Genomic DNA, 14,387 nt, shown 5'->3' with positions numbered 1-14,387 from the left:
ATATTCTGGTCCTTTCAAGCCCGGCTCGAGGGGACAGCGCCAGGCCAAGCACGTCGAACGGTCCGCCAGTGATCTCCAGCAGCAAGTACCCGGGACCTTTTCAGGGAGGGATCCCACAGAACGACTTTCTCAACTGCCCTACGGGGCTGGTCGAGTACTACTTCGCAGACGGCATCTTCCGCTGGTCTGACGGCCTGTACCGGATGTACGGCTATGAACGGGGCGAGGTGGTTCCCTCAATGGAAATGGTTCTCCCCCATATCGAGCCCGAAGACCGGCCGAGGGTCCAGGCATACTGGGACCACGTCTCCAAGCATGGCGGGCCGTCGTCCATCTACGTGTCCATCCGGGACCGCAAGGACCGCCAGCACAAGTTGCTGTACTCAGCGGACTACATCATGGACGGCACCACTCCCATCGGAGTCTGGGGCGTAGTTGTGGACCTCACCACCTCGATTCACACGGACCGACATCAGCTCGCCACCGAGGCAGTGGCCGCCTCCGCAGTAAACCGCGCAGCCATCGAGCAGGCCAAGGGCATCCTGATGGGGCGCACCGGCGTCACGGCAGACGAAGCGTTCGGGCTCATGAGCCAGTTGAGCCAGGACACGAACCGCAAGGTGTACGCGATTGCCCACGAAATCATTGAGCGTGCCACCACCCGGGCCGGAGAGCAGGCGGATGCCGGGGAGCAGGAAACCCGGGGCCATCCCCTGCTGTAACTGACGGACCGGAAGGTGAACTACCCCTTCCGTTCGGCCCGGTAGGCGCTGGGGCTGACCCCGTGCAGCCGGCGGAACTGGCGCGAAAAGTAGAACTGGTCCTGCAGGCCGACTTCCCGGCCCACCTGGGCGATGGACAGGTCAGTGGTGTCCAGAAGGTGCCGGGCCCGGGCCATCTTCAGGGCGGTGTGGTGGGCCAGGACTCCACCGCCCGTGGCTTCGCGGAACAGCTTGCTGAGGTGTGACGGCGACACCCCCACCAGCGCGGCGAGTTCCGGCAGCCGGACGGTCCCGTGCGCCCGTTCCTCCAGGTAGTTCAGGGCCTGCTGGAGCGGCGTCCCCGTCTCCGGAGCGCGGCGTTCCACCGCCAGCGTGGCCAGCAACTTCCACGCCATCCCGGCCGTGGCCACCAGCCGCGCCGGCGACTGGTCCTTCTCCAGGGCCGTAATGATCTCGTCCAGCATGGCCGTCAGCCGGTCCACGGCCAGCAGTGGAATGATGGGCCGGTCGGTCCCCACTCCGGCCTCGGCCACCAACTCGGCAACATCGCTTCCACGCACATGGCACCACCAGATCGTCCATGGATCGCCGGGGGCGGCACCGTACGCATGTGCCTGGCCGGTTCCGCCGGGAAGGACGACGGCGGCCGCCTTGCCGACCTCGGTCCGCGCACCGGTGGTTTCCACCCACCCCCGTCCGGCGACGCAGAGGATGATGATGGTTTCCTCGGCGCCGAGGGGACGGTGGCGTCCGTGGTCTTTCGCGGCAGGAAAGACGCCGGCGTCCGTAACCACCAGATGCCGGGTAATGGGACGGGCAAGAGCCTCACGGACCAGTGGACGTGGCACCACCACCAGCCGCTGGTTGGCGAACCCGTGCGCCCGTTCCACGTCCGCTCCTTCCGTCACGAAATGTCCATCCTATGACGGGGGCGGCGCATCAGTCGCGGGCTTCCCGCCAATCCGTCCAGCGGACCACCTGGACGCTGTCCAGGGCCAGCAGGTCGCCGGCGGATGCATCCCGTCGACGCTGGGCGGCCGCAGGCACCCCCACCTTGGCGGCCTTGGGCAGCGGAAGGATCTGAAGGACGACGTCGGATCCGGGCTGGATGCCCGCATCACTGGTTTCGAGGAGCCAAGGGGAGCCGTCCCAGAACCTGTCAGCCACCACCCGGCCATCGACCAGCAACCGGGCGACGTCGCCCGCCCAGGCGATCTCCAACTCCGTCATCCCGCCCGCGGCGGCACGTCCCGGCGTCGGAAGTTCAAGCCGGTACAGGGCCGAGAGCCCACCGATGGTTTCACCGTCCGGCGCCGCTGCCCGGCCGGCCAGCGAGCCAAAGGAGGCAGGAACAGGCTGCGCAGCACGGACAAGCTCCACAGGCACGGATTGGCGTGCCGGCCCCTGGACTGCGGCTTGGGCGGCTACGTCCTCAAAGCGGCAGTCCCCTGCCGAGTACCGCCGGACGCAAGGCGTTCCCGGCGACCTCCCAGCCAGCCGCCCCTCAGCGTCCACCCAGACCGGGTCCGCGGACAGCACCAGTTCCCGGCCCCGCCCCGAATCCAGGACCCAGGCCTCATCCGCCACGGCTGCGGGCAGTATCAGGACCTTGAGGACGCCCTGGCCCGAGGTCGCCGTCAACGCCGCCGGCGCGGAGGCATCAAGGGTGTAGGCACCTCCGCCCAGCGCAGTGGCTGGCCCCTCCAGCACGGTCCCGTCCGGAAAGCACAGGTTCGGCTCGATCCCTGCCTCGGCTGCCAGGACCAGGGTGGGCGCACCGGCGGTATTGAGCACCGTCAGCGGGGTGGCGGTGGCCCAGGCCAGCCGCACGCCCCCGACCTCAAGGCTCACCGGCCACGCGGCGATGGTCCCAGGGGGAATGTCCACGGGGTTTGGGGGGAACGTTGTTGCTCCAGCCTCGAGGCCCAGCCGGAACTGGGCACCGGAGTATACCTGAAGGGGAATATGTGGCTGGTGCCAGGTGATGAAGACGAACCCGGAGTGCCCGTCCGAGCGCAGCGCCCACCGCAACGCCCCGGAATCCTCAACTCCTGACGGCACCCGGTCCGGTAGCGTGGACGGCATGCGCGCCAACCGCTCCCCGAACGCTCCCAGGAACGCATGCTGCCGGCGCAGCAGCCCGAAACCTGGCGCCAGCCTGCCGGACGCACCTATCGGGGCATGGAAGTCGTAGTCGAACACCGGCAGGTCGTTCGGATAACCCGTGGCTTGGGACTCCTGCAGGCCTGCTGCGGGGTTGGCCCCGCCGGCAAACATGTAGTACCCCTGCCAGGCGGAGCCGCTGCCAATCTTGTTGTTCGCCACCGCAGCCACATCCCTGCCCGCAGGCCAGGGTCGGCGCTGGTAGGCCGTGGCCATGCCGCCGGTCAGCTCGCAGGTGGCCGGCGGGTAGAGGTCGGAAACAGATCGTGGCGCCGAAACCCCGCCGCCGGACAAATGCTCGCGCAAGTCGGCGCCGATGCCGGGATCGTCCCACTGGTGGCTGAAGAAATAGTGCTGCCGGAAGGTGGGGTCCCAGGGCGCGTCCGCGTCCACCCAGAAGCCATCGCCGTAGCCGCCGAAAACCGGCAGCACGTCTTCCAGGGGCAATTCGGCTCCGCCCCACGCCGTGGCCGTCCAGATCGGAGCACTGAGCCCCGCCGAACGCGCCAATTTCTTCAGCTCGCTGAGGTGCCGGGGCTGGTCGTAGAGTTCGTTCTCCAGCTGGATGCCGATGACGTTGCTCCCCGGCCCGGTGAGGCCGGCAAGCTGCGCACCTACCAGGTTGTACCAGCGCTCCACCAGCGCCAGGTAGCCGGGATCGTTGGTGCGGTGTTCGACGGCGGCCGCCTGGACCCAGTCCGGATACCCGCCGTTGCGGACCTCCCCGTGGGCCCAGGGTCCGATGCGCAGGACCACGTCCAGGCCGACGGATGCGCACAACCGAACGAAGGCAGCCACATCCAGGTTGCCGTCAAAGCGCGGCTTCCCCTGGACGGGCTCGTGATGGATCCAGAAGACGTAGCAGGCCACCACCGTGATCCCGCCTGCCTTCATCAGCCGGAGCCGGTCCTCCCAGCGGTTGCGCGGAAGCCTGCTGAAGTGGATCTCACCGGACACCGGGATCACCGGACGGCGGTCGTGTTCCAGGTAGTGGCTGGTGAGCCGCCACCGGCGGTGCACGTCTTCTGTGTTGCTCATTGCCGGCAGCCGCAGCTCCGAGGCAAATGGCCGGTGGACGGCGGTCAGCAGCTCAAGGGCTGTTTCTGGGGCACGCATTGGCGGAAGTCCTTCAGTTCGCAGGGGCGGTAAGTATCAGGGTGTTGATGCGGCGCTGCCACTCTTCGTCGGCCCACAACGGGTGGTGGGGCGCGGCGTTGGAGCAGGGCACCATGCCCCAGACGCCATGTTCAAGCGCCGTTCTGATGCCGTGCCCGGCCAGGTCCCGCCCCACCGGGCCCCCCTCGAACGTGCCGAGAAGCGGGGTGTACCCGATCCAGCCCTCGCCTACCACGGCGGGAACGTTCTTCCAGCGGGCCCATGCGGCGATGGAAATGACGCGGGACTCGATCTCGCGCCGCATCACCTCGCGGTACTGCCCGTACTCGTCGTGCAGCCACGTATCCCAGGCGCCGGGGTCGATCCAGTCATAGCCATAGAACATCTGGTCCGTGACCACAGTGGCCCGGTATTTCCACGGGGCCAGTCGTCCGTAGTCGGGGAAGGACGGCGCGTCCTTCCGGAGCAGCGCACGCAGGGCCGGGTTGGGGAAGCCTGCCGTTCCCTCGGACCTGATGTCGATCTGCCGCTGCAGCGCATCCAGCACGCCGTAGCTGTACACGTGGAACTGCGCCGCGCCCAGGCCGTCGGGAACTGTATGCATGGCAAGGTGCGGGGGTTTGCCGTAGCTGGCCGTTATCAACAGGTCGGGGTGCAGCCGCCGCAGCCGCCGCACCTGCTCAATGCCGCCGTCGGCCAGTGCCGGGAGGATGGAGAAGTCCACCTCGTTGTGCAGCTCCACCAGGGCGATGCGGTCCCGGTGTCCTGCGTCGGTGACCGTGCGGATCAGCCGGTCCCACGCAGCGGCAAGGACGCGGTAACGGTCGGCCAGCGGGACGGCATCGATGGCCTCGAACCACTGCGGGGACGCGGCAAACACAGGTGACTGCTGGTACTCCCAGCTGGCCAGGACCACCACCAGGCCGTGCCGTTCGGCGGCGCCGAACAGTTCCAGCAGCCGTTGCCGCAGATTCAGCCGGTAGCCGCCGGGGGCGTCGTACCAGCGCGTGCCGCGGCCGTAGATTCCGCCGTCGGGTGCAGTCCCCAGCCCCTCAATCTCCAGGTCCTCCGCGAGCGCGTCCAGGCCCAGGCCGCCGAACAGCAGCAGCGGTGCGGCGCAGATGCGGATGGCGTTGTAGCCGAGCTCCGCCGCCTTGGCGCAGGCCCCATCGAGGTCCGCGTAGGGACCGCCGTCCTCGGCCCGGGTGTACCAGGAGAAGTCCCAGAGAGTGATGGCCAGGCGGGCGGGAAGGTGCGACGGCGGCGGGCCGGTCAGGCCGCGCGCGGCACCTTCCAGGGTCCCGGACCCGAGGTAACGCGGTTCTTCAGTCACAGGGAGACCTCTTCCTTCGTCTGCAGGCGCCGGCCCAGTAGCCGGCCGTGGCTGGCCAGTTGCCGGAGGGAGGCCGCCGCAGCGCCCCGCGACTCAGCGCTGTCAGTGTCGAACAGCAAGAGCTCCGGCAGCGACGTGGCGAAGTAGTCAGGAGCAGCGGGCGCTGCCTCCAGATCGGCGGCGCCGTCCTCCAGGCTGCCCCAGATCCGGTCCGCTTCCCGCCGGTCGCCCAGGCGCATGCAGGCCACGCCCCGCCAATAGTCGGCAGGCCCAACCGGCTTTGAATCCACCGCCAGCGCATTCCCGCGCCCGCGGGCCGCTGCCCACGCCTCACGGGCAGCAACCCCGTCACCCGCCCGTTCCAGCGCATCGCCCAGCGCCACCAGCCGCTCGGCCATGCTGTCCGCGGGATGCCGCCCTTCGCCCAGGTTGGCCGGCGCTTCGGTACCTTCACGCAACAGGGCGGCTGCCGCCGTCGGCTCCTGCTCCATCAACGTCCGAGCCTGCTGGACGGCGGCGCGGTCATAGGCGGCGAGCACCAGCCCCTCACCGCCCTCGAAGGGCTGGAAGGTGCGCGACGCCAACAGGACCAGGGCGTCGAGGGGCCGTCCGACGTCGGTCAGCAGGTTTGCGTACAGGACGGCAAGATCATCGCGGGCCAGGGCGGCAGGGCCGGCCTGCTCGATGTCCGCGATCCGCTGCTCCGCCGGAAGGCTGCGCAATCCTGCCAGCACGGCCCGTTCAAAAACGAGCCGTGCGTCCCCCGGGCTCAGCTCCAGGGCCCGTGCAATGTAATCGTCGGCAGCAGCAGGATCTCCCCCGGTATTGACCACAGCCAACGCGGCATTCCGCCACACCACCGGGTTGTCACGGCCGTGGGTAAGGGACTTCTCGAGGTGGGTCAGCGCGTCCATGGTCCGTCCGGCGTCCAACAGCCAGCAACCCAGGAGCCCGTGGGCCACGTGGTCGCGGGGATCGGCCTCGAGGGCGCGGAGCAGCGCGTCGTAGTCGTCCAATCCATAAGGAAACGCGTAGGTGGTGTCCGCGCGCCGCGCCTTGGCGCGCTCGGCAGCAGCGGCCGCCGGTTCCAGGAGCTCCTCCAGCCAGCCGGCGCGCAGGTAATGCCGAAGCGGCCCCGGATTGCCGAACGCCGGGTACGCCTCCGACGCTGCTTCAGTTTCGGTCAGTTCCAGGGCGCGCTGCCACTGTCCCGCGCGGGCAAGCCAGCACGCCACGGTCAGCGCGGTTTTGGGATCCACTGCGTCCAGGGTCCCGGCGAGCGCCAGGGCCGCGGGGTCCAGCGGGTCGGAGGCCAGGATGTCCTGGAGCAGTTTGTCGCTCTGGTCACTGTCTCCCAGCCACTCCAGCGCCAGGTACCGGAGGTGCCGCGCTTCGGGGCTGGTGCTCTCCAGCGACTGTGCGGCGTCGGCGTGCTGCAGGGCCAGGGCTGGGTCCTTGGATCGGAGGGCCAGCCGCGCCAGTGCCAGCCGCGCCGGATGCGCCCAGGCCCTGTCCCAGGCAGCCTTCCCAAACCGTTCCCCCGCTTCCGCGGTGAGGCCGAGCCGCTCCAGGACCAGGCCCAGCCGGTAGTGGGCTTCCCCGCTTGGCGGGTTCAGGTTCCGCCGGCTCAGGCGCGCCACGGCATTTTCGAGCAGTTCCCGTGCCCGGCCATAGCGGCCTTCCCGGTATTTGGCCGCGCCGAGGGCAATGCAGGCACGCGAGTCCTGCGGATCCCGGCGGAGCATTTCCTCAAGGTACTGCACGGCTGACCTGCTGGGGTGCCGGTTCTGGGCCAGGTGGGTTGCGGTGACAAACAGCTCGTCCTGGCTTTCCATATTCCGCGGCTGCGCCGGTTCGGTGGCCACCCAGGGCCCGGGTGCGTTGTCCACGGGTTGCCGCGGCGTCCAGGAAATAAGTTCCCGGCCGCTGTCGAGGACCTGGAGCGTAAGGTCTTCTGCCTTTGCCGGTACGTGCAGCTCAACCGTGCCGGTGAACGGGTCGGCGGGTGAGAGGAGGACGTTCCAGGCCCGGACCGTGCCGCCCCGGTGTTTCAGGACAATGGCGGCGTTCTTCCTTCGGCTGGTGCCGGTGACGCCAACGGTGACGGCCCTGCCCGGCTCGTCGAGGGACAGCGCGACGGCGGCGTCCAGGTTCGCCTGGTGGGCCGGGCCCATCTGCCGGATGGGGTACCAGTACTGGCTGAACGTGCGCGTCTCACCCGGGGCAAGGTAGCTGAAGTCTGGCTGGTTGTCCGTGAAGACGCCTGCCATCAGCTCGACGTAAGGACCGTCGTCGTCCGTTAAATGCCCGTCCCAAGCCCGGCCTACGGGGCCGTTACCCCACGTCCATTGCTTCTTGCCCGGCGCGATGGTTCGGTCCGCCCAGTGGACAAACCCGGCCTGGGCGTCATGGTCATAGCCGCCAAAGAAGCTGTCCGCCGTGTCCGTGACCATGTAGGAGGTCGGGACGGGGATATTTGCATAGAAATCGAGCCGGTCCGCGCCGGGGCGCCCGCCGCCCGCAGCCACTGCCGGATAGTCCACTCCGTAATAGGGCCGGTCGGCGCGCGGGAACGACGTGATGGCCCTGCGCGCATGGTCAGCTACAAACCGGACGTCAGTGGGAAAGAACGACTGGTAGTTCTCATGCGAGCGGGCAGCCACATTGGCCCACCACAGAAACGTCTGCGGCTCATCCGTCCGGTTGTGAAGCCGGACATCGACCTCGATCAATGAACTGCCCGGCCTAAGCCGCACGCCATGGGTTCCGCGCATCCGCTGCAGCGGATCCAGGTCAGTGTGCCAGACGGTCACGTCGCCGGTGCCGGAACGTTCGACGGCGGATTCCACCGGCAGGAAGGTGGCGGGCCGGTGGTGCTGCGGCCAGTTGAACTCCACGCCGCCGGAGATCCATGGTCCGGCCAGGCCCACCAAGCCGGGCTTGATCACGTTGTTGCGGTAGAAGAAGTCGTACCCGGCGGTCTTGTCGTAGCCAACGTGGATCCGGCCCGCGATCTCCGGGAGCAGCATCAGGCGGACGTACTCATTCTCCAGGTGGATGGCCTGCCACAGCCTGGGCTGCTTCACCGACTCAATGCTGTCAATGAACGGCATGGGATAGACCTTGCCGCTGGAGCCCTGGTAAACGCGCCGGTCCAGGAAGAGCGGGTACTTGTCCGGTTTGCCAGGGGCGTAGGTGTCGATCCATACCGGTTCGCTCCAGCAGGCCACGCCGCCTGCCGCAAGAATGTCCCGCTGGTCAGCCGGGGCCTCGGGCAGGACGATCCTGCTGGGGTCTTTGGGTTCGCTGGTCACTCCTCAAGGCTAGGGAGTGTGCAAGCGCGTTCCCATGGCACAAACGATCACTTATATGGACGATCGTGCACTCAGGCGCGCCAGCCGGGCTACAGCGCCAGGCGCGGCCCGTCCGCCACAGCCGGCGCGGAACCAACAGCTGAAGAGACCACCGGCAGCGCCTCGGTTAAGGCCTCGACGACGGCCATCTGGCCCGTGGAGTCCGGGACGCCCGGGTACTGGACATGGGCAGCCTCGACCGGCTCGGCGGCCGCCTCCTCCGCACGCATGCGGACCAGCGCCACGGCCGAGATCAGGAACCAGGCCACGTTGGTGACAACGGAGGGCCAGGCGCTGTGCAGGGTGCCGTTGATGATGAAGGCCACGGAACCGAAGAGGTTGGCGGTCTGGAAGCCCTTCCCCGCCTTCAGCCAACCCATGGAAACGGCAAGGTACGCACTGAGAATCGCAACAGCGCCAGCCCATCCGGCGAGTTCCCACAGCAGATTCATGGCGTCCTTTCAAGGGTCCCCGAGCAGTATTCGGGCAAGGTTCAGGAGGGGGTGTAACGGGTTGGTTTTGCCGGATGCCGGGTTACTCGAGCCCTGTTCGGGCGAGGACCTCATGCTGGTCAGCGGCATAATCATATCCCGCGCCCGGACACCGCTTTTACCGGCGAAACGTGATACTCGCCACGTCTGGACAAGGCCCGCCCGCCGTAGCACGATCGAAGCTGTGACCAGCAGCCCTCCTTCCGATCCCTACCTCCGCGAACTCACCCAGCTGAGGCGGGTCAAGGACCGGATGGACCGCGAGTACGCCAAGCCGCTGGACGTCGAATCGCTGGCGAAGGACGTGCACATGTCCGCCGGCCATTTCAGCCGCCGCTTCAAGCTGGCCTACGGCGAATCGCCCTACAGCTACCTCATGACAAGGCGCATCGAGCGGGCCATGGCGCTGCTGCGCAAAGGCGACCTCAGTGTCACGGATGTCTGCTTCGCCGTGGGCTGTTCCTCGCTGGGAACGTTCAGCACCCGCTTCAGCGAGCTGGTGGGCATGCCGCCGAGTGTCTACAAGCAGGAGGCGGAACGCGCAACGGCGGGCATTCCTGCATGCGTCGAAAAGCAGGTCAGCAGACCGGTCAGGAATCGAGAAGCGCCGGCTGTTGGGGCGTTACTAGCATGACTGGCATGGACATCAACATTTCCTCAACCTTCCTCCCCGCCACCGATCCCGACGCCTCACTGGCCTTCTACCGCGACGCGCTCGGCTTCGAAATCCGGAACGACGTGGGCCGCGGCACCATGCGCTGGATCACCGTGGGCCCCGCCGGCCAGAAGGACGTCTCCATCGTCCTGCACCCGCCGGCAGTGGACCCGGGCATCACCGAGGACGAGCGCCGCACCATCACCGAAATGATGGCCAAGGGCACCTATGCCACCATCGTCCTCTCCTCCCCCGACGTGGACGCCGCTTTCGCCAAAGTGGAGGCAACCGGCGCGGACGTTGTGCAGGAACCCATTGACCAGCCGTACGGCATCCGGGACTGCGCCTTCCGCGATCCCGCCGGCAACACGGTCCGTATCAACCAGCAGCCTTAGGCATATAAACAGACACGTATACAACGGACGACGCCGGACAGGCGGCTGCCAGCGCAGCCTCCGCCCGGCGCCGCTCCAGGAAGAGGGGGAACACCTTGAGCACGGAAGCCGACATCGAAACCAGGCAGGCGCTGCACATCGCCGACAGCCACGACCTGATCCGGGTGCAGGGCGCACGGGAAAACAACCTGAAGGACGTCAGCCTTGACCTGCCAAAGCGCCGGCTGACCGCGTTCACGGGTGTTTCCGGTTCCGGCAAGAGCTCGCTGGTGTTCGCCACCATCGCCGCCGAATCACAGCGGATGATCAACGAAACCTACAGCGCCTTTGTCCAGGGGTTCATGCCCAGCCTGGCCCGCCCGGACGTGGACCGGCTGGAAGGGCTGACCACGGCCATCATCGTGGACCAGGAGCGGATGGGTGCCAACCCCCGCTCCACCGTGGGCACCGCCACCGATGCCAACGCCATGCTGCGGATCCTGTTCAGCCGCCTTGGCAAGCCCTACGTGGGCCCGCCCACCGCGTTCTCCTTCAACGTTCCCACCCGCAAGGCCAGCGGCATCATGAGCACCGAAAAGGGCGGCCGGGTGGAAAAGAACGTGGTCCGCCAGGTGACCTATCTGGGCGGCATGTGCCCGCGCTGCGAGGGTATGGGCAACATCAGCGACATCGACCGCGCGGCACTGTACGACGACTCGAAGTCCCTGAATGAAGGCGCCCTCACCGTCCCCGGCTACTCCATGGACGGCTGGTACGGCCGCCTGTTCGAGGGCATGGGCCTGCCCATGGACAAACCGATCGCCAAGTTCACGGCCAAGGAACTGGACACGATGCTGTACGCCGAACCCACCAAGATCAAGGTGGAAGGCGTCAACCTCACGTTCGAGGGTGTCATCCCCAAGATCCAGAAGTCCATGCTCTCCAAGGACGTGGAGGCCATGCAGCCGCACGTGAAGCGGTTCGTGGAGCGGGCCGTCACCTTCGCCACCTGCCCGGACTGCGGCGGGACCCGGCTCACCCCGGAAGTCCTCAACTCGAGGATCAACGGCAAGAACATCGCGGACCTGTGCACCATGCAGATCAGCGACCTGGCGCAGTGGATCCGCGAACTGGATGAGCCCTCGGTCCGGCCGCTGCTCGCCGGGCTGCGGGACCTGCTGGACTCCTTCGCCGAGATCGGCCTTGGCTACCTCTCCCTGGACCGCCCGGCAGGCACCCTCTCCGGCGGCGAGGCGCAGCGGACCAAGATGATCCGCCACCTGGGCTCCTCGCTCACCGACGTCACCTACGTTTTCGATGAGCCGAGCATCGGCCTGCACCCGCACGACATCGAGCGGATGAACACGCTCCTGCTGCAGCTGCGGGACAAAGGCAACACCGTCCTGGTGGTGGAGCACAAACCGGAGATGTTCACCATCGCCGATCACGTCGTCGACCTCGGCCCCAAGGCCGGCACCGGCGGCGGCGAGATCGTCTACGAAGGCGACGTGGACGGTCTGCGTTCCAGCGACACCATCACCGGCCGGCACCTGGACGACCGCGCCCGCCTCAAGGAGTCCTTCCGGAACGCCACGGGCGCCCTGGAGGTCCGTGGCGCGTCCACCAACAACCTGCAGGATGTGGACGTCGATGTGCCGCTCGGCGTGCTGTGCGTGGTAACCGGCGTGGCCGGGTCCGGGAAGAGCTCGCTGATCCACGGCTCGCTGGCCAAGCGGGAGGGCGTGGTGGTGATCGACCAAGGCGCCATCAAAGGCTCCCGGCGCAGCAACCCGGCCACCTACACCGGGCTGCTGGAGCCCATCCGCAAGGCCTTCGCCAAGGCCAACGGAGTGAAGCCTGCCTTGTTCAGCTCCAACTCCGAGGGTGCATGCCCCACCTGCAACGGCGGCGGCGTGATCTTCACCGAGCTCGGCGTCATGGCCACGGTGGAGTCCACCTGCGAGGACTGCGAGGGCCGCCGCTTCCAGCCCGCGGTCCTGGAATACACCCTGGCTGGGCAAAACATCGCCGACGTGCTGGACATGTCCGTGGACGCGGCGCTGGCGTATTTTGCCGATGGCGAGGCGAAGACGCCCGCCGCGCACAAGGTCCTTGACCGGCTGGCGGATGTGGGGCTGGGCTACATCACTCTTGGCCAGCCGCTGACCACCCTGTCCGGCGGCGAGCGCCAGCGGCTCAAGCTGGCCACGCAGATGGCTGAGGCCGGGGACGTCTACATCCTGGACGAACCCACCGTGGGCCTGCACCTGGCCGACGTGGAACAGCTGCTGGGCCTCCTGGACCGGCTGGTGGATTCCGGGAAGTCGGTGATCGTCATCGAGCACCATCAGGCGGTGATGGCGCACGGGGACTGGATCATCGACATCGGACCGGGAGCAGGGCACGACGGCGGCAGGATCGTCTTCGAGGGCACCCCGGCTGACCTGGTGGCCGCCCGGGCCACGCTCACCGGCCAGCACCTGGCAGCGTACGTGGGCGCCTAGAGCCGCCCGAGGAATGACACGGTGGCCGCGGCGATCTGCTGCTGGGCGGATACCCGGCTTACGGCGGGCTCACCATCGCCCGGCTGGTTGCCGTAGTCGCCGAAGAAGGCATGCACTCCGCCCCGGACAGCGGCAAATTCGGTGTCAGCGGGCAGCAGCTGGCGGGAGGCATCGATCTTTGCAGGGGTGCTCAGCCCATCGCTGCTCCCGGAGACGGACAGGACTGACAGACCGGTCCGGCCGTGCAGCGACTCCACCGGGTAGGAGGCGTACAAGACCAGGCCCTTGATTTCAGCATTGTGGAGGGCGAACGAGGATGCAGAGACACCGCCGAGCGAGTGGCCGCCCACGGCCCACGTGGTGATGTCCGGGTTGTCCTGGATGGCACTGCGGGCCTGGTTGCCGTCCAGCAGGCTGAGCCCGAGCGGCTCCTTCAGGATGACCACCCGGTACCCGGCCCCCACCACGGGGGCCAGGATGTCCTGGTAGGCCCGGGCGTCCACGCGTGCGCCGGGGTAGAAGACCAATCCTTTGGTGGTTGTGCTTCCCTCGGGTGACATGGTGATGGCGGTGGCGGTTTCGGTGACAGTGAGGTCCGACGCGGGGCCTGCCTCCGCCGTCGCTCCCGTCTGGTACGGGAAGGGGTTGAGCCAGGCCAGGCCGGCAGCGAGCGCCAGAACGGCAAGCCTGGCCGCCCACGCACCGACGGCGCGGACACGGGAGCGGGGCCGTGGGACATCGCGGCGGAGCCACAGCAGCACCGCCCACGCCAATCCCCCCGCAAGGGCAACGAGCAGGATTCCCGGCAGCAACGGGTGGCCGCCCAGAACGGCAGGATTGCCGGCCAACATCCACAGGGCAACGCCCACCAGTGCTGCGGCACAGACCGCTGATACCCAGAAAATGGCCGTCCGTCTTCGGGGCGGCGCGCTGGTCCGGTTGCTGGGTGAGGTGTCCATGGTTCCTGATCCTTCCATCCGGCGGCAGGATTGCAATGCCGGCCTGGCTTACGCTGGCCGTATGCCCGAAAACTTCCGGTACGACGTCGAGATCCTGCACCTGCTGGTCTCACCCGCGCATGCCTACTTCGGCCGTGCCCGCGACGGAGCCGCCGACGTCCCCACCACTGATGCGGACCAGGCCGAGGTGGTGGCCGGCAAGGGCATCGTGGGCGACCGGTTCTTCGGCAAGGCCGCACACATGGATGCCGCGGTGACCCTGTTCGCCGTCGAATCCCTCGAAGCCATCGCCGCCGAACTGGGCGCGGCGCCGTTCAATCCCCTGTTGACCCGCCGGAACGTGGTGTTGCGAGGAGCCCAGCTCGCCCCGCTGCTGGGGCAGGACTTCGTGCTGGAATCCGGCGGCTCCTCGGTATCCCTGCACGGTGGGCGGCACGCCCAGCCCTGCGCGTGGATGAACGAAATGCTGGCACCAGGGGCGCACCCCGCCATGCGAGGCCGCGGCGGCATCCGCTGCCGCGCCGTCTCAAGCGGATTCCTGCACCGCGGCCCCGCCGTGCTGGTCAGCCCGGTGCCGCTGGACTCCAGCCTGGCCGGCGAGCCAAGCCTGCTCCGGCCGTCACGGCTGCCCTAGTCCTGGTGCGAAAGATTACAGATCCGTTTAGTCATTAACTGATTGAAGAATATTATTTACAAGCTTGTCATACCGGTGATAGG

General features: G+C 67.7%; 11 protein-coding genes. 5 read left to right on the top strand and 6 right to left on the bottom strand.

Annotated features, from left to right (window positions below; all coding sequences use genetic code 11):
* The first annotated feature begins 68 nt into the window (after positions 1 to 68).
* Positions 69 to 722 (top strand): ANTAR domain-containing protein, encoded by a 654-nt coding sequence (locus tag JCQ34_RS00560; RefSeq protein ID WP_286400798.1) that lies wholly within the window; start codon positions 69 to 71, stop codon positions 720 to 722.
* A gap of 20 nt (positions 723 to 742) precedes the next feature.
* On the opposite strand, the gene JCQ34_RS00555 is transcribed toward JCQ34_RS00560, so the two are convergent.
* The 5 genes from JCQ34_RS00555 to JCQ34_RS00535 all read right to left on the bottom strand — a co-directional run bounded on the left by JCQ34_RS00555 (position 743) and on the right by JCQ34_RS00535 (position 9,139).
* Entirely contained in the window at positions 743 to 1,630 is an 888-nt protein-coding gene (locus JCQ34_RS00555) for an AraC family transcriptional regulator (protein ID WP_286400796.1), read from the bottom strand.
* Between the two features lie 31 nt (positions 1,631 to 1,661).
* Complete coding sequence (locus JCQ34_RS00550) at positions 1,662 to 4,001, bottom strand: beta-galactosidase (RefSeq protein WP_286400794.1); 2,340 nt, start codon at positions 3,999 to 4,001, stop codon at positions 1,662 to 1,664.
* Positions 4,002 to 4,014: 13 nt separating this feature from the next.
* Positions 4,015 to 5,334 (bottom strand): cellulase-like family protein, encoded by a 1,320-nt coding sequence (locus tag JCQ34_RS00545; RefSeq protein WP_286400792.1) that lies wholly within the window; start codon positions 5,332 to 5,334, stop codon positions 4,015 to 4,017.
* Complete coding sequence (locus tag JCQ34_RS00540; protein ID WP_286400790.1) at positions 5,331 to 8,648, bottom strand: DUF5107 domain-containing protein; 3,318 nt, start codon at positions 8,646 to 8,648, stop codon at positions 5,331 to 5,333. Before JCQ34_RS00540 ends, JCQ34_RS00545 begins: the two co-directional genes overlap by 4 nt.
* Before the next feature lie 89 nt (positions 8,649 to 8,737).
* Entirely contained in the window at positions 8,738 to 9,139 is a 402-nt protein-coding gene (locus JCQ34_RS00535) for a CBU_0592 family membrane protein (RefSeq protein ID WP_286400788.1), read from the bottom strand.
* A 223-nt stretch (positions 9,140 to 9,362) separates the two neighbouring features.
* Here JCQ34_RS00535 and JCQ34_RS00530 point away from each other — a divergent pair, with 223 nt between their 5' ends.
* From JCQ34_RS00530 to JCQ34_RS00520, 3 genes are all read left to right on the top strand, one after another.
* Complete coding sequence (locus tag JCQ34_RS00530) at positions 9,363 to 9,812, top strand: helix-turn-helix transcriptional regulator (RefSeq protein WP_286400786.1); 450 nt, start codon at positions 9,363 to 9,365, stop codon at positions 9,810 to 9,812.
* Positions 9,809 to 10,228 carry a VOC family protein gene (locus JCQ34_RS00525; protein ID WP_224024085.1) on the top strand — a complete coding sequence of 140 codons (420 nt, stop codon included), beginning with the start codon at positions 9,809 to 9,811 and terminating at the stop codon, positions 10,226 to 10,228. The genes JCQ34_RS00530 and JCQ34_RS00525 overlap by 4 nt, the downstream gene beginning before the upstream one ends.
* Before the next feature lie 95 nt (positions 10,229 to 10,323).
* Positions 10,324 to 12,711 carry an excinuclease ABC subunit UvrA gene (locus JCQ34_RS00520; RefSeq protein WP_286400781.1) on the top strand — a complete coding sequence of 796 codons (2,388 nt, stop codon included), beginning with the start codon at positions 10,324 to 10,326 and terminating at the stop codon, positions 12,709 to 12,711.
* Here the strand turns inward: JCQ34_RS00520 and JCQ34_RS00515 are convergent.
* Positions 12,708 to 13,670 carry an alpha/beta hydrolase gene (locus JCQ34_RS00515; protein ID WP_286400779.1) on the bottom strand — a complete coding sequence of 321 codons (963 nt, stop codon included), beginning with the start codon at positions 13,668 to 13,670 and terminating at the stop codon, positions 12,708 to 12,710. The two genes, JCQ34_RS00520 and JCQ34_RS00515, sit on opposite strands and share 4 nt — an antisense overlap.
* A 61-nt stretch (positions 13,671 to 13,731) precedes the next feature.
* On the opposite strand from JCQ34_RS00515, the gene JCQ34_RS00510 reads away from it, so the two are divergent.
* Positions 13,732 to 14,304, top strand: a complete 573-nt coding sequence (locus tag JCQ34_RS00510; protein WP_286400777.1) for an MOSC domain-containing protein — start codon at positions 13,732 to 13,734, stop codon at positions 14,302 to 14,304.
* Positions 14,305 to 14,387 lie beyond the last annotated feature (83 nt).

This window comes from Pseudarthrobacter defluvii (genome assembly GCF_030323865.1).
Classification (GTDB): Bacteria; Actinomycetota; Actinomycetes; order Actinomycetales; family Micrococcaceae; genus Arthrobacter; species Arthrobacter sedimenti.
The sequence above is the reverse complement of the archived record's forward strand: the minus strand, read 5'-3'. Positions and strand labels throughout refer to the sequence as shown.